Origin of the sequence: Pseudomonas sp. ICMP 10191 (assembly GCF_001467335.1) — a bacterium.
Taxonomy (GTDB): Bacteria; Pseudomonadota; Gammaproteobacteria; order Pseudomonadales; family Pseudomonadaceae; genus Aquipseudomonas; species Aquipseudomonas cerasi.
The window spans coordinates 233,169-251,863 of sequence record NZ_LKGW01000135.1; the positions used below are offsets into that span (position 1 = coordinate 233,169).

The 18,695-nt window shown below is 61.0% G+C and carries 19 protein-coding genes; 17 read left to right on the forward strand and 2 right to left on the reverse strand.

From position 1 onward, the window contains the following. Positions 1 to 82: 82 nt before the first annotated feature. Together AO388_RS21540 and AO388_RS21545 are read right to left on the reverse strand one after the other, a co-directional pair. Positions 83 to 490 carry a response regulator gene (locus tag AO388_RS21540; RefSeq protein ID WP_003368825.1) on the reverse strand — a complete coding sequence of 136 codons (408 nt, stop codon included), beginning with the start codon at positions 488 to 490 and terminating at the stop codon, positions 83 to 85. Positions 491 to 532: 42 nt separating this feature from the next. Next, on the reverse strand, positions 533 to 739 hold the full coding sequence (locus AO388_RS21545) for a Flp family type IVb pilin (RefSeq protein ID WP_003368826.1): 207 nt from the start codon (positions 737 to 739) through the stop codon (positions 533 to 535). Between the two features lie 329 nt (positions 740 to 1,068). On the opposite strand from AO388_RS21545, the gene cpaB reads away from it, so the two are divergent. The 17 genes from cpaB to purH all read left to right on the forward strand — a co-directional run bounded on the left by cpaB (position 1,069) and on the right by purH (position 18,637). Further along, complete coding sequence (gene cpaB / locus AO388_RS21550; protein ID WP_058398071.1) at positions 1,069 to 2,028, forward strand: Flp pilus assembly protein CpaB; 960 nt, start codon at positions 1,069 to 1,071, stop codon at positions 2,026 to 2,028. Positions 2,029 to 2,048: 20 nt separating this feature from the next. Continuing rightward, positions 2,049 to 3,299: a type II and III secretion system protein family protein gene (locus tag AO388_RS21555; protein WP_003431720.1), complete on the forward strand. Its 1,251-nt coding sequence runs from the start codon at positions 2,049 to 2,051 to the stop codon at positions 3,297 to 3,299. Further along, a complete protein-coding gene (locus AO388_RS21560; RefSeq protein ID WP_003368829.1) occupies positions 3,296 to 4,486 on the forward strand; it encodes an AAA family ATPase in 1,191 nt (396 codons plus the stop codon). Before AO388_RS21555 ends, AO388_RS21560 begins: the two co-directional genes overlap by 4 nt. Next, on the forward strand, positions 4,486 to 5,742 hold the full coding sequence (locus AO388_RS21565; protein WP_003313926.1) for a CpaF family protein: 1,257 nt from the start codon (positions 4,486 to 4,488) through the stop codon (positions 5,740 to 5,742). Before AO388_RS21560 ends, AO388_RS21565 begins: the two co-directional genes overlap by 1 nt. Positions 5,743 to 5,760: 18 nt before the next feature. Further along, positions 5,761 to 6,645, forward strand: a complete 885-nt coding sequence (locus AO388_RS21570) for a type II secretion system F family protein (RefSeq protein WP_044309561.1) — start codon at positions 5,761 to 5,763, stop codon at positions 6,643 to 6,645. A gap of 1 nt (position 6,646) precedes the next feature. Further along, positions 6,647 to 7,531, forward strand: coding sequence for a type II secretion system F family protein (locus AO388_RS21575; protein WP_003431722.1), 885 nt, complete (start codon positions 6,647 to 6,649; stop codon positions 7,529 to 7,531). A 35-nt stretch (positions 7,532 to 7,566) separates the two neighbouring features. Continuing rightward, positions 7,567 to 8,304, forward strand: a complete 738-nt coding sequence (locus AO388_RS21580; protein WP_058398073.1) for a hypothetical protein — start codon at positions 7,567 to 7,569, stop codon at positions 8,302 to 8,304. Further along, positions 8,301 to 8,573, forward strand: coding sequence for a DUF3613 domain-containing protein (locus tag AO388_RS21585; protein ID WP_003431725.1), 273 nt, complete (start codon positions 8,301 to 8,303; stop codon positions 8,571 to 8,573). The genes AO388_RS21580 and AO388_RS21585 overlap by 4 nt, the downstream gene beginning before the upstream one ends. A 105-nt stretch (positions 8,574 to 8,678) precedes the next feature. Then, positions 8,679 to 10,466: a protein-disulfide reductase DsbD gene (locus AO388_RS21590; RefSeq protein ID WP_269085763.1), complete on the forward strand. Its 1,788-nt coding sequence runs from the start codon at positions 8,679 to 8,681 to the stop codon at positions 10,464 to 10,466. A gap of 129 nt (positions 10,467 to 10,595) precedes the next feature. After that, on the forward strand, positions 10,596 to 11,048 hold the full coding sequence (gene aroQ, locus AO388_RS21595) for a type II 3-dehydroquinate dehydratase (protein WP_002555369.1): 453 nt from the start codon (positions 10,596 to 10,598) through the stop codon (positions 11,046 to 11,048). A gap of 76 nt (positions 11,049 to 11,124) precedes the next feature. Next, a complete protein-coding gene (gene accB, locus AO388_RS21600; protein ID WP_003368836.1) occupies positions 11,125 to 11,586 on the forward strand; it encodes an acetyl-CoA carboxylase biotin carboxyl carrier protein in 462 nt (153 codons plus the stop codon). A 17-nt stretch (positions 11,587 to 11,603) separates the two neighbouring features. Next, complete coding sequence (gene accC, locus AO388_RS21605) at positions 11,604 to 12,947, forward strand: acetyl-CoA carboxylase biotin carboxylase subunit (protein ID WP_003368837.1); 1,344 nt, start codon at positions 11,604 to 11,606, stop codon at positions 12,945 to 12,947. A 137-nt stretch (positions 12,948 to 13,084) separates the two neighbouring features. Continuing rightward, positions 13,085 to 13,963, forward strand: coding sequence for a 50S ribosomal protein L11 methyltransferase (gene prmA / locus AO388_RS21610; RefSeq protein ID WP_058417083.1), 879 nt, complete (start codon positions 13,085 to 13,087; stop codon positions 13,961 to 13,963). Between the two features lie 24 nt (positions 13,964 to 13,987). Beyond that, a complete protein-coding gene (locus AO388_RS21615) occupies positions 13,988 to 15,304 on the forward strand; it encodes a DUF3426 domain-containing protein (protein ID WP_058417084.1) in 1,317 nt (438 codons plus the stop codon). Positions 15,305 to 15,621: 317 nt separating this feature from the next. Continuing rightward, the gene (gene dusB, locus AO388_RS21620) at positions 15,622 to 16,635 is read left to right on the forward strand and encodes a tRNA dihydrouridine synthase DusB (RefSeq protein WP_003368840.1); all 1,014 of its coding nucleotides are present in this window, start codon (positions 15,622 to 15,624) and stop codon (positions 16,633 to 16,635) included. Then, positions 16,632 to 16,952, forward strand: coding sequence for a DNA-binding transcriptional regulator Fis (fis, locus tag AO388_RS21625; protein WP_002555375.1), 321 nt, complete (start codon positions 16,632 to 16,634; stop codon positions 16,950 to 16,952). The genes dusB and fis overlap by 4 nt, the downstream gene beginning before the upstream one ends. 80 nt (positions 16,953 to 17,032) lie before the next feature. After that, the gene (gene purH, locus AO388_RS21630; protein WP_003368841.1) at positions 17,033 to 18,637 is read left to right on the forward strand and encodes a bifunctional phosphoribosylaminoimidazolecarboxamide formyltransferase/IMP cyclohydrolase; all 1,605 of its coding nucleotides are present in this window, start codon (positions 17,033 to 17,035) and stop codon (positions 18,635 to 18,637) included. Positions 18,638 to 18,695: the final 58 nt, after the last annotated feature.

The following is an 18,695-nucleotide window of genomic DNA, read 5'->3' on the forward strand; positions in this document are numbered from 1 at the left end:
GCTGGAGCGTGAGGAACGCTAGCCCTTTAACTATCGTGCCCATGCTCCAGCGTGATCATGCTGCAGGGCGCGATGCCTGTCGTCACTGAACCTGGAAAACCTTCGGCTCGGGAAACAGGTTGTTGAGGGTTTCCAGCAAACGGACGTGATAGATCGGTTTGCGGAACAGGTCGAGCACATGCAGGCGCAGCAAATCGCTGACGTCATCCATGTCGGCATGGCCGGAGGTGACGATAACGGGCAAATGCTGGCGTGAGGTGTGATCGCGCAGATGGCGAATCAACTGGATGCCGCTTTCCTCGGGCATACGCAGGTCAGTGATTACCAGCGCGATATCCGGATGAATGGTCAACTGGTGCAGGGCCATCTTGACGGAAGACGCCGTGAAACAGCAGAACCCCTCACCTTCGAGCAGTTCTGCCAATTCCTCGTTTGCGTCCTCTTCGTCATCAACCAGAAGCAGCTGTTGGCGGATGGGGTGGACAGCCATGTGGTTATCTCGACAAGAATGAACTCAGGTCACAATAGTAAACTAACTCGCCACCGTTCCACCCAAGGCGAGGATAATTTTGTTGAATTGAGCTTTAACAGCGTCGCCCATCGGCGTCACCATAGCAAACAGCACCAGCGCCACCATGGCTACAATCACTGCGTACTCGATCGCCGATGCCCCCTCCTTGTCCTTCAAAAAAGACTGAATACGAGCGTAGACGCTGACATATAACTGTGTAAGGAACATCTCATTTCTCCTTGCGCCTTCGTGGCGCCAATAAACCTTCGTGCGCGTGTATCCCCTCGCAATATCAGCATTGCCTTCAATCAAAAAACCCACAATCTCAACAAAGCATTAACCGGAAAGTTATAGGGTCGACCATCACCTTGCACAGCGCGCCCAAACGGCTATGTCATTCACGTAAAAGCATTTTTATACCAAAGCAGAATGGCGCTTTGGTTGCCATGAGCTACCTTCACATAACGGACGTTTAACCTCGTCCTCTATTGCCTGATGATGAAGTGCCGCACCGCGTGTGTTGAAGTTGTCCTGCGATGACAAAGGGAAAAGTTGCCATGAGCAGTCGCATTACCCTGGTGCTTGCTGTCCTGTTTTTATTGGGGGCGTTGATTGCCGGGTATCTGGGGATCGCCGTCAGCAAACAGGCTGAGGCACCTGCTGTTGTCATTCCGCCCAACGGGCCTGTCACCACCGTAACAACGATCCAGACGCCTCCGACTCCGCCCGTCGAGGATGCTGTGCGTCACAACGTTGTGGTGCTGGCGCGGGATGTTCCTGCCTACACCGCAATCACGGCCGATGACCTGACCATCGAGCGCCTCAAGGTCGCCCCACCCGGTAGCTTTGAAGCCATCGATAAAATCGTCGGCCGCAGCAGTTGGCGTACGCTGACCGCCGGAACCTGGCTGACCGAAAGCAGCTTCGAGACGGGCGGCACCCTGGCGCGGATGATTCGGCCACACGAGCGGGCCCTGGCGTTGCAAGTCGATGAAGTGACGGGCGCCTCCGGACAACTCAGCCCCGGCGACTACGTGGATGTACTGCTTTACCTGCCTGAGGACGTGAGCAATCCGAATCGGTCGAGCCAGGTCGTGGTGCCTGCCCTGCGGATTCTCGGCGTTGGCGCGCTGCTCGGTCCGGACCGCAACGGCAAGCCGGTGCAGGACCTCAACGCTGACGAACGCCTCAAACAGGAGCAGCAGCGAATCAACGCGCGAACCGTCACGGTCGCGGTGCCGCAGGCCCTGGTGGCGCGCCTGATGCTGGCGTCGCAAACCGGTGTTCTGCGTCTGGCCGTGCGCAGCGCCGACGAGGGCAACCTGCAGGACTACTGGGCCAACGAAGCCGGCGGCCCTGACGCTGCCGAGCGACTCGATTCAGCCAACCGCCAACTGGTCAGCTTCAGACAACTGAGCCTGGGGCCGGCCAGCGCGCCAGCAGCAGGCGCAATCCCGCGTACGTCTCGCGCTGTCGAGGTCATACGCGGTAACCAGATCACGCAACAAACTCCCTGATTGAGCAAGGATTGCATTTGATGAGCTGTTGTTCCGTGCCAGTTATAAAACCCCGGCTGCTGGCGTTAGTCCTTGCAGCACTGTCCGCGCCAGGCGCGTGGGCCGCTTCGGGCAATTGTGCCGGCCTTGCCGCCATGCCGGCGGCCGTGGAAATCGACCAGGGCATTCAACAGGAGGTCCGCTCTGCGGTACCCATCACCCGCATCGCCGTGGGTGATCCGAAAATCGCCGATGTGCACGTCAACGGCACCGACGGTTTTCTGTTGACCGGCGTCGCGCAGGGTACGACCAGCCTGATGGTCTGGACTGCCTGCGCAAGTGCGCCGCGCCAGAGCATGGTCTTCGTCCGTGGCCGGGCGACGACCGCCATGGTCGAGAGTGTCACCGCGCCGTCTGCCGATGCGCAGTTACCCAGCCAGGTGCAGACTGACATCCGCTTTATCGAAGTCAGCCGCACCAAGCTCAAGGAGGCCAGCACCTCGATCTTCGGCAAAGGCTCGAGCAACTTTCTGTTCGGCGCGCCCGGCACGGTGCCGGGCGTCAACGTCACACCTGGCGCTGTGGGCGGCATAACGCCGAGCATTCCGCTGAACAACAGCAATTTCAATATCGTCTGGGGCGGTGGCAGCAGCAAGGTGCTGGGCATGATCAATGCCATGGAAAACAGCGGCTACGCCTACACCCTGGCACGCCCCAGCCTGGTCGCCCTCAACGGGCAAAGCGCGAGCTTTCTGGCCGGCGGCGAATTCCCGGTGCCGGTGCCCAATGGTGAAGGCAACGGTATCTCCATCGAGTACAAGGAGTTCGGCGTGCGCCTGACCCTGACCCCGACAGTCGTGGGCCGGGACCGGATTCTGCTGAAGGTCGCACCGGAAGTCAGCGAGCTGGACTTCTCGGCCGGTATCACCATCGCCGGGACCACTGTGCCGGCACTCAACATCCGCCGTACCGACACCAGCATTGCGCTTGCCGACGGCGAGAGCTTCGTGGTCAGCGGCCTGATCAGTTCCAGCAACAGCGGCTCGGTGGACAAGTTTCCCGGCCTCGGCGACATCCCGATTCTCGGTGCATTTTTCCGCAGCTCGCAGATCCAGCGCGACGAGCGCGAACTGCTGATGATCGTCACTCCGCATCTGGTCCAGCCACTGGCCGCCAACGCCCGCCTGCCGTCACTGCCAGGCGAGGGGCTGCGCACCTATGACCCGAGCTTCCCGCGTCTGTATTTTCTGGAAAACGGCGATTTCGACCGCCGCGACGGATTATCCAAATGAGCCAGAGCCTGAGCCAGACCTTCCTGGCAATCACCCGTAATAATACCGACCTGGAGTGGCTGCAAAGTGCTCTGGGTTCGCTGGGTCAGGTGGTCAGTGCCGGTACGGGCAGCCTCGACGACCTCCTGGCGCTGGTGGACGTGACGTTTGCCAGCGTGGTGTTCGTCGGGCTCGACCGTGAGCATTTGATGACTCAGAGCGCCCTGATCGAAAGTGCGCTGGAAGCCAAGCCGATGCTGGCCATCGTTGCGCTCGGCGATGGCATGGACAACCAGTTGGTGCTTAACGCCATGCGCGCCGGGGCCAGGGACTTCGTTGCCTACGGGTCCCGCTCCAGTGAGGTCGCCGGCCTGGTCAGACGTCTGAGCAAGCGCCTGCCCGCCGTGACGCCCAACCCGAACATGAGCGGCCTGTCGGTGCTGTATGGCGTACAAAGCGACGACGACGGGGCCTTGATCGCGACGCACCTGGCGATGGTCGTGCACAAGACCGGCCAGCGCACACTGCTGCTGGACCTCGGCCTGCCACGCGGCGACAGCCTGTTGATGCTCGGTCTTGAATCGACCTTCAGCTTCGGTGACGCCCTGCGCCACTTGCGCAGGCTCGATGCAACGCTGATCGACAGCGCCTTCACCACCAGCGAAAGCGGCCTGCGCATTCTGGCCTACAGCGAAGCCGACGATCATCTGGAACAGTCCAGCGCCGCCGAGCTTTATATGCTGCTCAGCGCACTGCGCCAGCATTTTCAGCATGTGGTCGTGAACCTGGTGGGGCAGCCGGACAGCGAGGCCTTGCGCTCGCTGGTCAGCCATTGCGATCAGTTGCTGTGGTACACCGACCAGAGCGTGCTGGGCTGTCGACGCAACCTGACGGTGCTCAACAACTGGCGCGAAAAAGGCATGAAAATGCAGCACGCCAGCCTGCTGGTCGATCGCTATCAGCGCTCGGTTGCACCCAATTCCGAAACCGTGAGCAAAACCTTCGGCCTGCCGGTGCTGGCGGTACTGCCGCTTGCCCCGGAGCTGCGCCTCAACGCCAAGAATCAGGGCGTGACGCTGTTCGAACTGGCCTCACGCGACGCTCTGTGCTCCGGGCTGCGGCGGCTTGGCGAGCATTTGGCACGGCATGCCGAGGCACGCGAGAAACCCGATCAGGGCTGGCTCGCTCGACTGTGGGGGAACCGGTAATGGCGGAGAAACTGTTTGGCGTCTCATCGCGCACGCAAGGCAAGCCTGACGACGGGCAAGGCCTGAAACTGGTGCTGCACCGTTACATCATCGATGGCATGGAGGAAAGCGGCAAAAGTCTGCTCGAAGGCTCAAGGCCAGCCCTGGCGCAATTCGTCATCGACAAGGTGGCCGAATACGTCGCACGGCTGCGGCTGGCCATCTCGCGTTACGAAATGGAGCGCCTGGCTGAAGAGCTGGTCGATGAACTGACCGGCTTCGGCCCACTGGAAGTGCTGCTGCGCGACACTTCGGTGACGGAAATTCTGGTCAACGGGCCAGGCAAGGTATTTGTCGAGCGCGATGGCGTGCTGCACCACACCGACCTGCGCTTTATCGATTCGCACCATGTCGAGCGCGTGATGCAGCGCATCCTGGCACCACTCGGGCGCCGCCTGGACGAATCCTCACCGATGGTCGATGCGCGTCTGCCCGATGGCAGCCGGGTCAACGCGATCATTCCGCCCATCGCGCTGGACGGCCCGTGTCTGTCGATCCGGAAGTTTCGCAAGGACATGCTCAAGAGCGCTGACCTGGTGGCCATGCAGACCATCGATCAGTCGATTTTCGAATTCTTCCAGGAGGCCGTCGGCAAACGCTGCAACATTCTGGTCAGCGGCGGCACCGGCACGGGCAAGACCACCATGCTCAATGTGCTGAGCCAGTTGATCGACAGCAATCAGCGCTTGGTCACCATAGAGGACGTCGCCGAGTTGCAGCTCAGTCACCCGCATGTGGTGCGCCTGGAAACCCGCCCGCCCAACGCCGAAGGGCATGGCGAGGTGCGCGCCAGCGACCTGATCCGCAACTCGCTGCGGATGCGCCCGGACCGCATCATCCTCGGCGAGATCCGCGGTGTCGAAGTGCTGGACGTGTTGACGGCGATGAACACCGGCCACGACGGTTCGATGAGTACCGTGCACGCCAACAATGCACAGGATGCCCTGCTGCGCCTGGAAACGCTGGTGGGCCTGACCGGGCGGCTGATCCCGGAAAAGACCCTGCGCCAGATGGTCTGCGCGGCACTGGATGTGATTATCCAACTGACGCGTCTGCCTGACGGGCGCCGCTGTGTCAGTGAAGTGGTGGAAGTGGTCGGCATACGCGATGACATCTATGTCACCAATACTCTGTTCCGCGTTGATCGTCGCACCGGGGTCGGCTTCATGCGCGAAGCGGCCCACGCTGCCGGCGACAAGCTGCGGCCTGGCTACTGACATGACCAGGGAGTCGGCATGAGTGCGTCACTGGTACTGGGCCTGATCTCCGTGATGCTGCTGATGGCGTCCATTCGCATGTTCTATCTGGCGCTCAACCAGGGTGCCAGTGAGCGGGTCAGGCAGCGGCTGATGGCCGGGCAAGTGCAACCCGTGGTCGAAAAGACCGGCTGGACCTACCTGGATCGGGCCTTTTTGCGCGCTGGGCTGGGACAGCCGACCAAGCGCGCGGGCCTGGCCTTGACGCTGTATGCGCTGCTGATACTGATCGGCTACGCAATGGCGGGGGGCGTCGGCGCGATCAGCGTCATGCTGGCGGTGCCTTTGACACTGCGCCTGTTCGTTTCATGGCGCTATGAGGTGCGCGTGCGCCGCATGATCCAGCAACTGCCGCAATTGCTCGACCATACCGTGCGCAGCCTCAAGTCCGGCAGAACCCTGGCCGACGCGGTACTGCACGGCATCGATGCCACGGACCAGCCGCTCAAGGACGGCATGAGCCGGATCGAGCGTAACGTACAGCTGGGCGTCAGCCTGCCGGATGCGGCGAGGGATTTTGCCGAACTGTATGAGCGCGACGAGTTTCACCTGTTCGCCATCGGCTTGCGGGTCAATCACCGTTATGGCGGCAATGCCAGCGAACTGATGGAAAACCTGATCAAGCTGATTCGCGATCGGGAACAGGCCGGTCGTCAATTGCGCGCCATGACCGGCGAAACCCGCATGACTGCGTTGGTGCTGGCCCTGCTGCCGATCACCATGGCCGGTTACTTTCTGGCGGTGAACCCCAGTTATCTGCTGCATATGTGGGACGACGACAGCGGCAAGATCATGCTGAGCATGGCCTTCGCGCTGCAGGTCACGGGCTGCGTGGTGCTGTGGCGCATGTTGAGGAGCATTTGAGATGGAACTGGTATTCGCTGCCATGATGCTTGCCGCTGCAGCATTTCTGCTGTTGTCCGGCGTAGCCCGTCAACGCCGCAATGAACGTCTGGTGGCCAGGCGCTTGAGGGGCCAGGTGATCCGCGAAAGCCGCATCGGCAGCCTGTTGCGCTTGCTCGGCGATACCCGCATAGGCCAACGCAGCATCAGCCTGGATTCGGAAACCCAGATACTGCTCAACCGCATCGGCTGGCGGCGCGCCAGCAAACGTTCGTTGTTCGCGGCCTGCCAGGTCGGCGTTCCGGTCGGCCTGATGGTCATGGTCATCCTCGGCCAACTGCTGTTTTTCAAAGGCGTCCAGCAACCGCTCATCGCGCCGATCTTTGCCTTGGGAGTCGGTTATCTGCTGCCCAAGCGGATTCTGGCGGCCGCAGCTCGGCGCCGTCAGAAACAAGTGGTGGTGGAAATCTCTACCTTTATCCCGCTGCTGCGCATCCTGTTCGAGTCCGGTATGGCGGTCGAGCAGGCCCTTCGGGTGCTCAGCAACGAAGGCAAGGACCTGTTGCCGGTGCTGTCCGAGGAAATCCGCGTAGTGCTGGTGCGCGTCGACTCCGGCCTGGAGCTGGGCGAGGAACTGAGAAAAACCGCTGCCCTGCTGGCTGTCGACGAGTTGAGCGACACCTGCGTGATCCTCAATCAACTGATTCATCAGGGCGGCGGCGCGTTGAAGTCTCTGCTCATGCTCAAGCAACTGATCGACGACCGACGCCTGACCCGTCTGCAGGAATACATTTCCAAACTCTCGGCAAAGATGTCGGTGGTCATGATGGTGTTTCTGTTCCCCGCCCTGCTGATTGTTCTGGCCGGGCCAGGCTTCATGGCAATAAGCCGCGCACTGGGCAGTTGACCCGGTGTTACCCGTGGACGAAAGGACGCATTGCAATGAAACCAGTGATCGTACTACTCGGGCTGTTGTTGCTGGGCGGATGCGCCAGTGATGGTCGCCCCCTCTGGACGCAGGCCACGGCTCAGCCAGGCCAGTGCCCCAAGCTGACCTCGGATCAGGAGTTCTCCCTGAATCTGGCTCAGAACATGGCCGATGAAGGCCGCCTGCATGCCAGCCTTGCCAATCTGGAAAGCCTGCCCGACAGCCTGGGCGAGGTTCGCCTGCGCAAGGCCCGGGTGTTGCGGCTTTTGGGCAGCAACGAGGCCGAGCCTCTGTACCGCAGCCTGCTGGGCACCTGCCGGGCAGCCGAGGGTGAGCATGGCCTAGGGCAACTGGCCGCAGCGCGTGGTGACAACACGCTGGCACAGCAACACCTGCTGATGGCCAGCAAACTGCAACCGACCGATGAAAAGATCCGTAATGACCTGGGCGTCGTCTACCTCAATCAGTTGAAACTGGAACAGGCACGCTTTCAGTTCCTGACGGCCATGGAGCTCAAACAATCGGACTCGCTGGCGGCGGTGAACCTGGCCACGCTGCTGATCTATCAGAATAACTGGACGCAAGCCGCCGAACTGGCGTCGCGGGCCGGGCTGACGCCTGAGCAGGTGACCGATGCCCAGGCGCGTGCCGAGCAATTGCGGAAGCCCCCTGCCGCTCCTCTAGCATCTGCACGGCCCATTGCGAGCCTGACAGGGCAAAATGATCGTCAGTCCCAGGAGGTACGACCATGAAGCGCATCCTATTCACCGGGTGTGTACTGCTGTTGAGCGCAGGTGATGCCTGGGCAGACAACAATGAAACTGCGGCCTCTGAAACCAGACAGACCGAGACCTGGCTGCAGCTTCAAGCCAGCGGCAAGGCCGCTTCGCCGACGCCGCAGGTCAATACCGCGGCAGAACGTGACCTCAGCCTGCAACGCTGGCTGGACACGTATAAGTACAAGATCCCGGATTTTTACGACCAGGAAGCTGGTGGCAGCTTTTCCTCGGGCAAGAAATAATTCCGGCACGTCGTGGGCCTGCTGACACCCACTCTTACAACCTGCCCTCGGCACGCCGCCGGGCACTCCGTTATCATGCGCAGACTTTCGAGATTCGAGACTGCCATGCGCCGTTTGTTATGCCTGCTGTTATTGATCCTGGCCCTACCCGCCTCCGGCGCCGGTCTGCTGGACAGCCGACCTTCATCCACGCTGGGCGGCGGCTCGCTGGATAACAGCAAGGACTTCCTGCCAGTGCGTCAGGCCTTTCAGTTGAGCCTGATCGAAACGACGCAGGAGTCGATCAAGCTGAGGCTGGTCGCCACCGATGGCTACTACCTGTATCGCCACCGCTTTCAGTTCCGCACCGAGCCTGCCGACATCGGCCTTGGCGAAGCGCAACTGCCCAAGGGCGAGCAGAAACACGACGAGTATTTTGGCGATGTCGAGGTCTATCACGGCATTCTCGATATCGACCTGCCACGCAAACCCGGCGAACAGCGCCCCTTCACCCTCGCCGTCACGTACCAGGGCTGCGCCGACAAGGGCTTGTGCTATCCACCTGAAACCGAGCGTTTGAGCATTGGCGACGTAGCCGCCAGCCCGAGCGACCAGGCGTCTGCCAGCGCAGCCACAGCGGCCGCCTGGAGCTGGAAAGAACTGGCGCTGTTTTTTCTCGCGGGCGTAGGCCTGACCTTCACACCGTGTGTACTGCCGATGTTGCCGATTCTGTCCGGCGTGGTGCTGCGCGGCCAGGTTGGCGGGTTGCGCGGGCTGAGCCTGTCTCTGGCTTACGTACTGCCGATGGCGGCGTGCTTTGCCCTGCTGGGCGCGCTGATGGGTGTGTTCGGTGCAGGCCTTAACCTGCAGGCGCGCTTGCAATCGGCCTGGGTACTGGTGCCGTTCTCGGCATTCTTCGTGATCTTCGCCATTGCCATGTTCGGCGCTTTCGAACTGCGCCTGCCGCAGTCCATCAGCTCTCGTCTGGACCGTATCGCCGGCAAGACCCAGGGCGGTTCATTGTGGGGTGCAGCGGTGCTGGGCGTGGTCTCCAGCCTGTTGGTGTCACCTTGCGTATCGGCGCCTCTGGCCGGTGCGCTGTTGTATATCAGCGCCAGCGGCGATGCACTCGGCGGCGCTCTGAAACTGTTCGCGCTGGGCCTGGGCATGGGCGCGCCGCTGTTGCTGATCGCAACCGGCGGTGCCACATGGCTGCCGAAAAGCGGCCCTTGGCTGGTGACGGTTAAAAACGCCATCGGTGTGCTGCTGCTGGGGCTGGCCATCGGCCTGCTGAGCCGCGTACTGCCAGGGCAAGTCACGTTGTTGCTGGTGGGTCTGTTGTCGGCCGGTGTCGCACTGTTTCTCGGCACCCTGGAATTCAATGTCAAAACCACACGGCAGAAACTCGCCCAACTGCTGGGGCTGGCGCTGCTGGTCTATGCGCTGGCGTGCTGGTACGGCGCGCTGTCCGGGCACACCGACCCCGTGCGCCCGCTGGGCCGCGAGTACGCCACGGCGAATAACGGAGCGGTAGCTCCGGCCGCCTCACAGTGGCAGACGATCACCACCTCCGCCGAACTGGACCGTGTGATGCAGGAAGCCCGGCGCGAGGGCAAACCGCTGGTGCTCGACTGGTATGCCGACTGGTGCATCAGTTGCAAGGTCATCGAACACGAAGTCCTGCCTGACCCGGGTGTGGTCGCCCGCTTGTCGGGTTACAAGCAGGTGCGTTTCGACATGACCGACAGCAACGCAGAGCAACGCGCCCTGCTTGACCGGTACAAGCTGTTTGGCCCGCCAGCGCTGCTTTTCTTCGATAAAAACGGCGAAGAACAGCAAACTGTACGGGTCGTCGGCGAAATCGACGCGGCAGGCCTGATCGAGCGTCTGAACAGCGCCAATGACCAAAACTGATCCCTGAGTCATAAACTTTGCGCGAATATCGCTCATTGTGCTGGCTACTGTTGTTAACTGGACAGTCCACTGCCCTTCCGGCATAGTCGCCGGGCGTAAACCGCTCGCAGACAATAAAAGGAACACGCAATGGCGACTATCCTGGTCCTCCACGGACCCAACCTGAACCTGCTGGGCACTCGGGAACCCGGGGTCTACGGCACTATCACCCTGCCTCAGATCAATCAGGACCTGGAGCAGCGCGCTCGCGATGCCGGTCACCATCTGATGTATCTGCAAAGCAACGCCGAGTACGAACTGATCGACCGCATTCACGCCGCTCGCGGTGAGGGTGTGGATTTTATTTTGATCAATCCGGCTGCTTTTACGCACACCAGCGTTGCAATACGTGACGCGCTGATGGGAGTGAGCATCCCATTCATCGAAGTGCATTTATCGAACGTGCACAAACGCGAACCTTTCCGCCATCACTCCTACTTTTCAGACGTCGCTGTAGGAGTGATCTGCGGCCTTGGCGCCAGCGGTTACCGACTGGCCCTGGAAGCCGCCCTGGAACAACTGGCCGCCAGTGCCAAGCCATGATGAGTCCAGCCTGAAGCTGACCATATGGTTTGAGCCGGCCGACACATTGCCCTTACAGAACCTTGGGAGTTGATTAATGGATATTCGCAAAGTCAAGAAACTGATCGAATTGCTGGAAGAGTCCGGCATCGACGAGCTGGAAATCCGTGAAGGCGAGGAATCCGTACGGATCAGCCGCCACAGCAAGACTCCGGCACAGCCTTACTACGCACCGGCTCCGGTTGCTGCACCTGCAGCCGCTCCGGCTCCGGCAGCAGCACCGGTTGCGGCAGCTGCAGAAGCGCCATCGGCTCCGAAACTGAACGGCTTTGTAGTCAAGTCGCCAATGGTCGGTACGTTCTACCGTACCCCGGCGCCTACTTCGCCTGCATTCGTTGAAGTCGGCCAGACCGTCAAGAAAGGCGACACCATCTGCATCGTCGAAGCGATGAAAATGATGAACCACATCCAGGCAGAAGCCAGCGGTGTGATCGAATCCATCCTGGTAGAAAACGGTCAGCCGGTTGAGTTTGACCAGCCGCTGTTCACAATCGTTTGACCCGGGGAGAGCCTGCGATGTTGGAAAAAGTTCTGATCGCCAACCGCGGCGAAATTGCCTTGCGCATCTTGCGTGCCTGTAAAGAACTGGGCATCAAGACCGTCGCTGTACACTCCACCGCAGATCGCGAGCTGATGCACCTGGGCCTGGCAGACGAAACCGTCTGCATCGGTCCGGCACCGGCCAATCTGTCCTACCTGAACATTCCGGCGATCATTTCGGCTGCCGAAGTGACCGGCGCCACGGCGATCCACCCGGGTTACGGGTTTCTCGCCGAGAACGCCGACTTCGCCGAACAGGTCGAAAAATCGGGCTTCGCTTTCATCGGTCCCAAAGCAGACACCATTCGCCTGATGGGCGACAAGGTTTCCGCCAAGGACGCCATGAAGCTGGCCAATGTGCCGACCGTTCCCGGTTCCGACGGCCCGCTGCCGGAAGACGAGGCCACCGCTCTGCGCATCGGTCGTGAAGTCGGTTACCCGGTGATCATCAAGGCCGCCGGTGGTGGCGGTGGTCGCGGCATGCGTGTGGTTCATCGCGAAGAAGACCTGATCGAAGCCGCTTCCCAGACCCGCGCCGAAGCAGCGGCCTGGTTCAGCAACCCGATGGTCTACCTGGAAAAATACCTGACCAACCCACGTCACGTGGAAGTCCAGGTGATTTCCGACGGCCAGGGCCAGGCCATTCACCTGGGCGATCGCGACTGCTCGCTGCAGCGCCGTCACCAGAAGGTTCTGGAAGAAGCGCCGGCACCGTTCATCGACGAAAAGGCGCGCGAGGATGTCCTGGCCGCCTGCGTCAAGGCGTGTATCGATATCGGCTATCGTGGTGCGGGTACTTTCGAGTTCCTGTACGAAAACGGTCGTTTCTACTTCATCGAAATGAACACCCGTGTTCAGGTGGAGCACCCGGTTTCGGAAATGGTCACCGGCATCGACATCGTCAAGGAGATGCTCAGCATCGCCGCCGGCAACAAACTGTCGTACACCCAGGATGACGTGGTCATCAAGGGTCATGCGCTGGAATGCCGGATCAACGCCGAAGACCCTAAGACCTTCGTGCCAAGCCCTGGTCTGGTCAAGCACTTCCACGCACCGGGCGGCAACGGTGTACGGGTCGATTCACACCTGTACAGCGGCTACAAGGTACCGTCCAACTATGACTCGCTGATCGGTAAAGTGATCACTTGGGGCGCGACCCGCGAAGAAGCCATGGCACGCATGCGCAATGCCCTGGACGAAATCGTGGTCGACGGGATCAAGACCAACATCCCGCTGCACCGCGATCTGACCCGCGATGAAGGCTTCTGCGAAGGCGGAATCAACATCCACTACCTGGAGCACAAACTGGCCAATCAATAAGCCAGTCTGCTTCACCACGACAAAGCCGCAGTGATGCGGCTTTGTTGTTTGCAGCGCATAGCAGTAAACTTGCCCGCTTCCTGCGGCCGCACCGGCTGTAAAAGCCGCACTTATTTCCAAATCGAAGGTAATCCGCCATGCCTTGGCTGCAAGTCCGTCTCGCCATCAGCCCAGAACAAGCCGAAACCTACGAAGACGCCCTTCTTGAAGTCGGCGCCGTGTCCGTGACCTTCATGGACGCCGAAGACCAGCCGATTTTCGAACCCGAACTCAATACCACGCCGCTGTGGGCGCACACCCACCTGCTCGCACTGTTCGAAGCCGACACCAATGCCGAAATGGCCCTGGCACACCTGAGCCTGCTGACCGGCGAAGAGTTACCCGAGCACAGCGCCGAAGTCATCGAAGATCAGGACTGGGAACGCAGCTGGATGGATAACTTCCAGCCGATGTGTTTCGGCAAGCGCCTGTGGATCGTGCCGAGCTGGCATGCCGCACCACAGCCGGACGCCGTGAACCTGTTGCTCGATCCGGGCCTGGCGTTCGGCACCGGGACCCACCCGACCACCGCGCTGTGCCTCGAGTGGCTGGACGGCCAGGAACTCGAAGGCTGCAACGTGCTGGATTTCGGCTGCGGCTCGGGCATTCTGGCCATCGCCGCACTGCTGCTGGGTGCCGAACAGGCCGTTGGTACCGATATCGACGTGCAGGCACTGGAAGCCTCTCGAGACAATGCCGGACGCAACAATATCGCGGCCGAACGCTTCCCGCTGTACCTGCCCGAGGATCTGCCGCCCCAGCAGGCCGACGTGCTGGTCGCCAACATTCTGGCTGGCCCGCTGGTTTCCCTGGCGCCGCAACTGGCAACCCTGATCAGGACCGGCGGACGCCTGGCACTGTCAGGCATTCTTGCCGAACAGGGTGAGGAAGTCGCGACAGCCTATGCTGAAAGTTTTGATCTGGACCCGATCGCAAACCGAGATGGCTGGGTACGCATCACGGGTCGCCGCCGTTAATCGCCGCTTCAACCGGACAGCCGCATGACCGACAGTTTCGTCACCCAGTGCCCGCACTGCCAGACCAGTTTCAGAGTCAGTCACGCTCAGCTGAGCGTGGCCCGTGGCGTGGTGCGGTGCGGAGCCTGCCTGCAGGTGTTCAACGCAGCGCGGCAGTTGCTCGAGCAGCGCGCCAGCGATGACGCCGAAAAAGAGACCCTGCCCGCCTCGCCGGTGATCGCGGCCCTGCCCGAACCGGAGGCCCTGCCGACGCCAGTGCCGGAGCCGGAGCCGGAGCCGGAGCCGGAAAAGACGCCCGAAGAGGACGATCCCTGGCAGGTCAGCGAGCTGGATCTGGACAATCTCAATCTGGACGAAGAACTGGCCCGCCTCGAACATCGCGAGACCCGCAGGCCTGACACCTTCGCCCGCCCTGTAAGCGATATCGGCAACGACGATGTGAGCCTGACGGCGAAGCGTGACAGTCGGCAGAGCGACGAGGCGGCATGGGTCGATACGCTGCATAACGACGATGTCGAGCAACTGCCCGAGCTGCATGCAGAAGTCATCCCGGACACCGACGCTGTAGACGCTCCAGAGCCGCTGGAGGATGACACGCGTACCGAGCCGTCGCTGTCACTGGACAAGCATCTGGACGATGACGAGCCCCCGATGCCCGTCATCATCCAGCGCAAAGCTCCGCCTGCCGAAAAAGTCGAGCGCTGGTCTGCGGTGGATGACGATGATGAAGACGACGACCATGAGCCGGAGCCAGAACCGCGGGGCAAGCGCAGCCGCAACGAACCGGCAGTGCGCGACCAGACACTTCTTGACCTGACCGACGACCCTTTGCAACTGGACTGGCAACGGCCCAAACCGCGCTGGGGGCGACGCCTGGCCTGGGGTCTGTTGATCGTACTGGCGCTGGCGGGCCTGGCAGGACAATACGTCTGGTACCACTTCGATCAGCTGGCACGCCAGGACCAGTATCGCCCGTGGTTTCAGCAGATTTGCCCGCAGGTCGGCTGCAAGGTGCCGAGCAAGGTCGACATTTCCCAGCTCAAGAGCAGCAACCTGGTCGTGCGCAGCCACCCAGAGTTCCAGGGGGCTCTGGTGGTGGACGCGATCATCTACAACCGCGCCTCGTTTTCCCAGCCGTTTCCCCTGCTGGAACTGCGTTTTTCCGATACCGGCGGTCAGTTGATTGCCAGTCGTCGGTTCAAGCCCAGTGAATACCTGAGCGGCGAAATGGCCGGCAAGGAAGAGATGCCACCCCAGACGCCGATCCATATCGCGCTGGATATCCTTGATCCAGGTGCCAAGGCCGTGAACTACAGCCTGAACTTCCGCTCGCCGGAATGACTCGTCCGGCGCGACAGCGTCGGCCGAGACTGCTTTTCTACACGCTACTTTCACCAAAGAACGCTGCATGATCGCAGAAATTCAGCAACAAAATACCCTCTGACCGGACTCATCGAACTCAGGCAAGAGCTGTTCAGATTTTATCCAATTCAGCCTTTATCCAGTCATCGAGAGCGGGTATCATGCCAACCCTTTTTCAAACTCTCGGTTCGATCTGACGGTGGCGCATGCGGCTGGCGGGATGAGCCGTTGCAGACCGGGTGAAACGGTTTTTTACACGGCCTGCGGATGATTTGGCCTCCACAACAGGTAAGGCTATGTCGGCAGTACGCATCGGCCCATATACAGTGCAAAACGGCTTGATCCTCGCCCCGATGGCGGGCGTCACCGACCAGCCTTTCCGTCAGCTGTGCCGAAGACTCGGTGCCGGCCTGGTGGTGTCGGAGATGGTCACCAGTGACATGAGCCTGTGGAACAGCCGCAAATCGCGTCTGCGCATGATCCACGAAGGTGATCCCGAGCCGCGCTCGGTACAGATCGCCGGTGGTGATCCGCAGATGCTGGCGGACGCAGCACGTGCCAATGTCGAACTGGGCGCCCAGATCATCGACATCAACATGGGTTGCCCGGCCAAGAAAGTCTGTAACAAGGCGGCTGGCTCGGCGCTGTTGAAGGATGAGCAACTGGTCAACGACATCCTGCAGGCCGTCGTGGCTGCAGTCGATGTACCGGTCACGCTGAAGATCCGCACCGGATGGGATCGCGACAACCGAAATGGCCTGACAGTGGCGAAAATCGCCGAGCAGGCAGGCATTCAGGCACTGGCAGTGCACGGGCGAACCCGTGCCGACCTGTACACCGGTGAGGCCGAGTACGACACCATTGCCCAGATCAAACAGGCCGTGTCGATACCGGTCTTTGCCAATGGCGACATCGATTCACCGGAAAAGGCCCGGCACGTGCTGAAGGCCACCGGAGCAGACGGATTACTGATTGGCAGGGCCGCACAGGGGCGTCCCTGGATTTTTCGCGAGATAGAACACTTCCTGCGGACCGGAGAGACACTCCCGGCGCCGCAGTCGAGTGAAGTGGAACGCATTCTGCTTGAGCATCTGGCAGCGCTCCACGTTTTCTATGGAGACGTGATGGGCGTGCGCATTGCACGCAAACACGTCAGCTGGTATCTCGCAACCCTGCCGGGCGCCAGAGAGTTTCGCGCCCACTTCAATCGTTTGGAAGATACGGAAGCACAGTGCGCCAACGTCCGGGAGTTCTTCAGCCAAGGCTGCAAGGGCCCGGATAACGAGAATGATAAAGAGGTGGCCGCATGACGATGATGACCGAGACTTTAGTGAGTGGAACAACACCCGTGAGCGACAACGTCAATTTGAAACAGCACCTCAACACGCCGAGCGAAGAGGGTCAGACCCTGCGCGGAAGTGTCGAGAAGGCGCTGCACAATTATTTCGCCCACCTCGAAGGCGCATCCGTCACTGACGTCTACAACCTGGTGTTGTCGGAAGTCGAGGCTCCGCTTCTGGAAAGCGTGATGAACTACGTCAAGGGCAACCAGACGAAGGCCTCCGAGCTGCTGGGACTGAATCGCGGCACGCTGCGCAAGAAACTCAAACAGTACGATCTGCTTTAAAGCATTCAAAACAGAAAAGGCGACCTTGCACCGCGGTCGCTTTTTTTTGCTGACTTCTTTTGCTTTTGATGGAAATCGAGATGACCGACCAGACTACCCGCCTGCCGATCCGCCGCGCCCTGATCAGCGTATCCGACAAGACAGGAATCCTTGAGTTTGCCCGCGAGCTTGAAGCGCTGGGCGTCGAGATTCTTTCCACTGGCGGTACGTTCAAGCTGCTCAAGGACAACGGCGTCGCGGCAGTCGAAGTGGCCGACTACACCGGCTTCGCTGAAATGATGGATGGCCGGGTCAAGACCCTGCACCCCATGATCCATGGCGGGATTCTGGGTCGTCGCGGCATAGACGACGCCATCATGACCGAGCACGGCATCAAGCCGATCGATCTGGTTGCGGTCAATCTGTACCCGTTTGAAGCCACTGTCTCCAAGCCAGGCTGCGACCTGCCGACCGCCATCGAAAACATCGACATTGGCGGCCCGACCATGGTCCGTTCCGCAGCGAAGAACCACAAGGACGTCGCCATCGTGGTCAATGCCAGCGATTACGGCCAGGTTCTGGAAAGCCTCAAGGCCGGTGGCCTGACCTACGCCCAGCGCTTCGACCTGATGCTCAAGGCGTTCGAGCACACCGCCGCCTACGACGGCATGATCGCCAACTACCTGGGCGGCGTCGACCAGACTGCCGAAACCCTGAGCACCGAAGGCCGCAGCCAGTTCCCGCGCACCTTCAATACCCAGTTCGTCAAGGCTCAGGAAATGCGCTACGGCGAGAACCCGCACCAGAGTGCGGCGTTCTACGTCGAAGCCAAACCTGCCGAGGTCGGCATCGCCACCGCCACCCAGCTGCAAGGCAAGGAGCTGTCGTTCAACAACGTGGCCGATACCGATGCCGCACTGGAATGCGTCAAGAGCTTCGTCAAACCGGCCTGCGTGATCGTCAAGCACGCCAACCCGTGCGGTGTCGCGGTCTGCCCGGACGATGAAGGCGGCATTCGCCAGGCTTACGAACTGGCCTATGCCACCGACTCCGAGTCGGCATTTGGCGGCATCATCGCCTTCAACCGCGAGCTGGACGCTGCAACCGCCAAGGCCATCGTCGAGCGCCAGTTCGTCGAAGTGATCATCGCCCCGAGCGTCAGCGCCGAAGCCCGCGCCATCGTCGCGAGCAAAGCCAACGTGCGCCTGCTGACCAGCGGCCAGTGGAGCGAGCGCCTGCCTGCCTGGGACTACAAACGCGTCAATGGCGGCCTGCTGGTACAGAGCCGTGACATCGGCATGATCACCGAGGCCGACCTCAAGGTCGTCACCCAGCGTGCGCCTACAGAACAGGAAATGCATGACCTGATCTTCGCCTGGAAAGTCGCCAAGTACGTCAAGTCCAACGCCATCGTCTACGCCCGCAACCGCCAGACCGTCGGCGTCGGCGCTGGCCAGATGAGCCGTGTGAACTCGGCGCGTATCGCGGCCATCAAGGCTGAGCATGCCGGGCTGCAGGTTCAGGGCGCCGTGATGGCCTCCGATGCCTTCTTCCCGTTCCGTGACGGCATCGATAACGCGGCCAAGGTCGGCATCACCGCTGTCATCCAGCCGGGCGGCTCGATGCGTGACAACGAAGTGATCGCTGCAGCAGACGAAGCCGGCATCGCGATGGTGTTCACCGGTATGCGTCACTTCCGGCACTAATCAGAAAAACGGCCGCACTGGCGCAGGCGTCTGCTGCGTCATTGCGGCCTCGTACAGC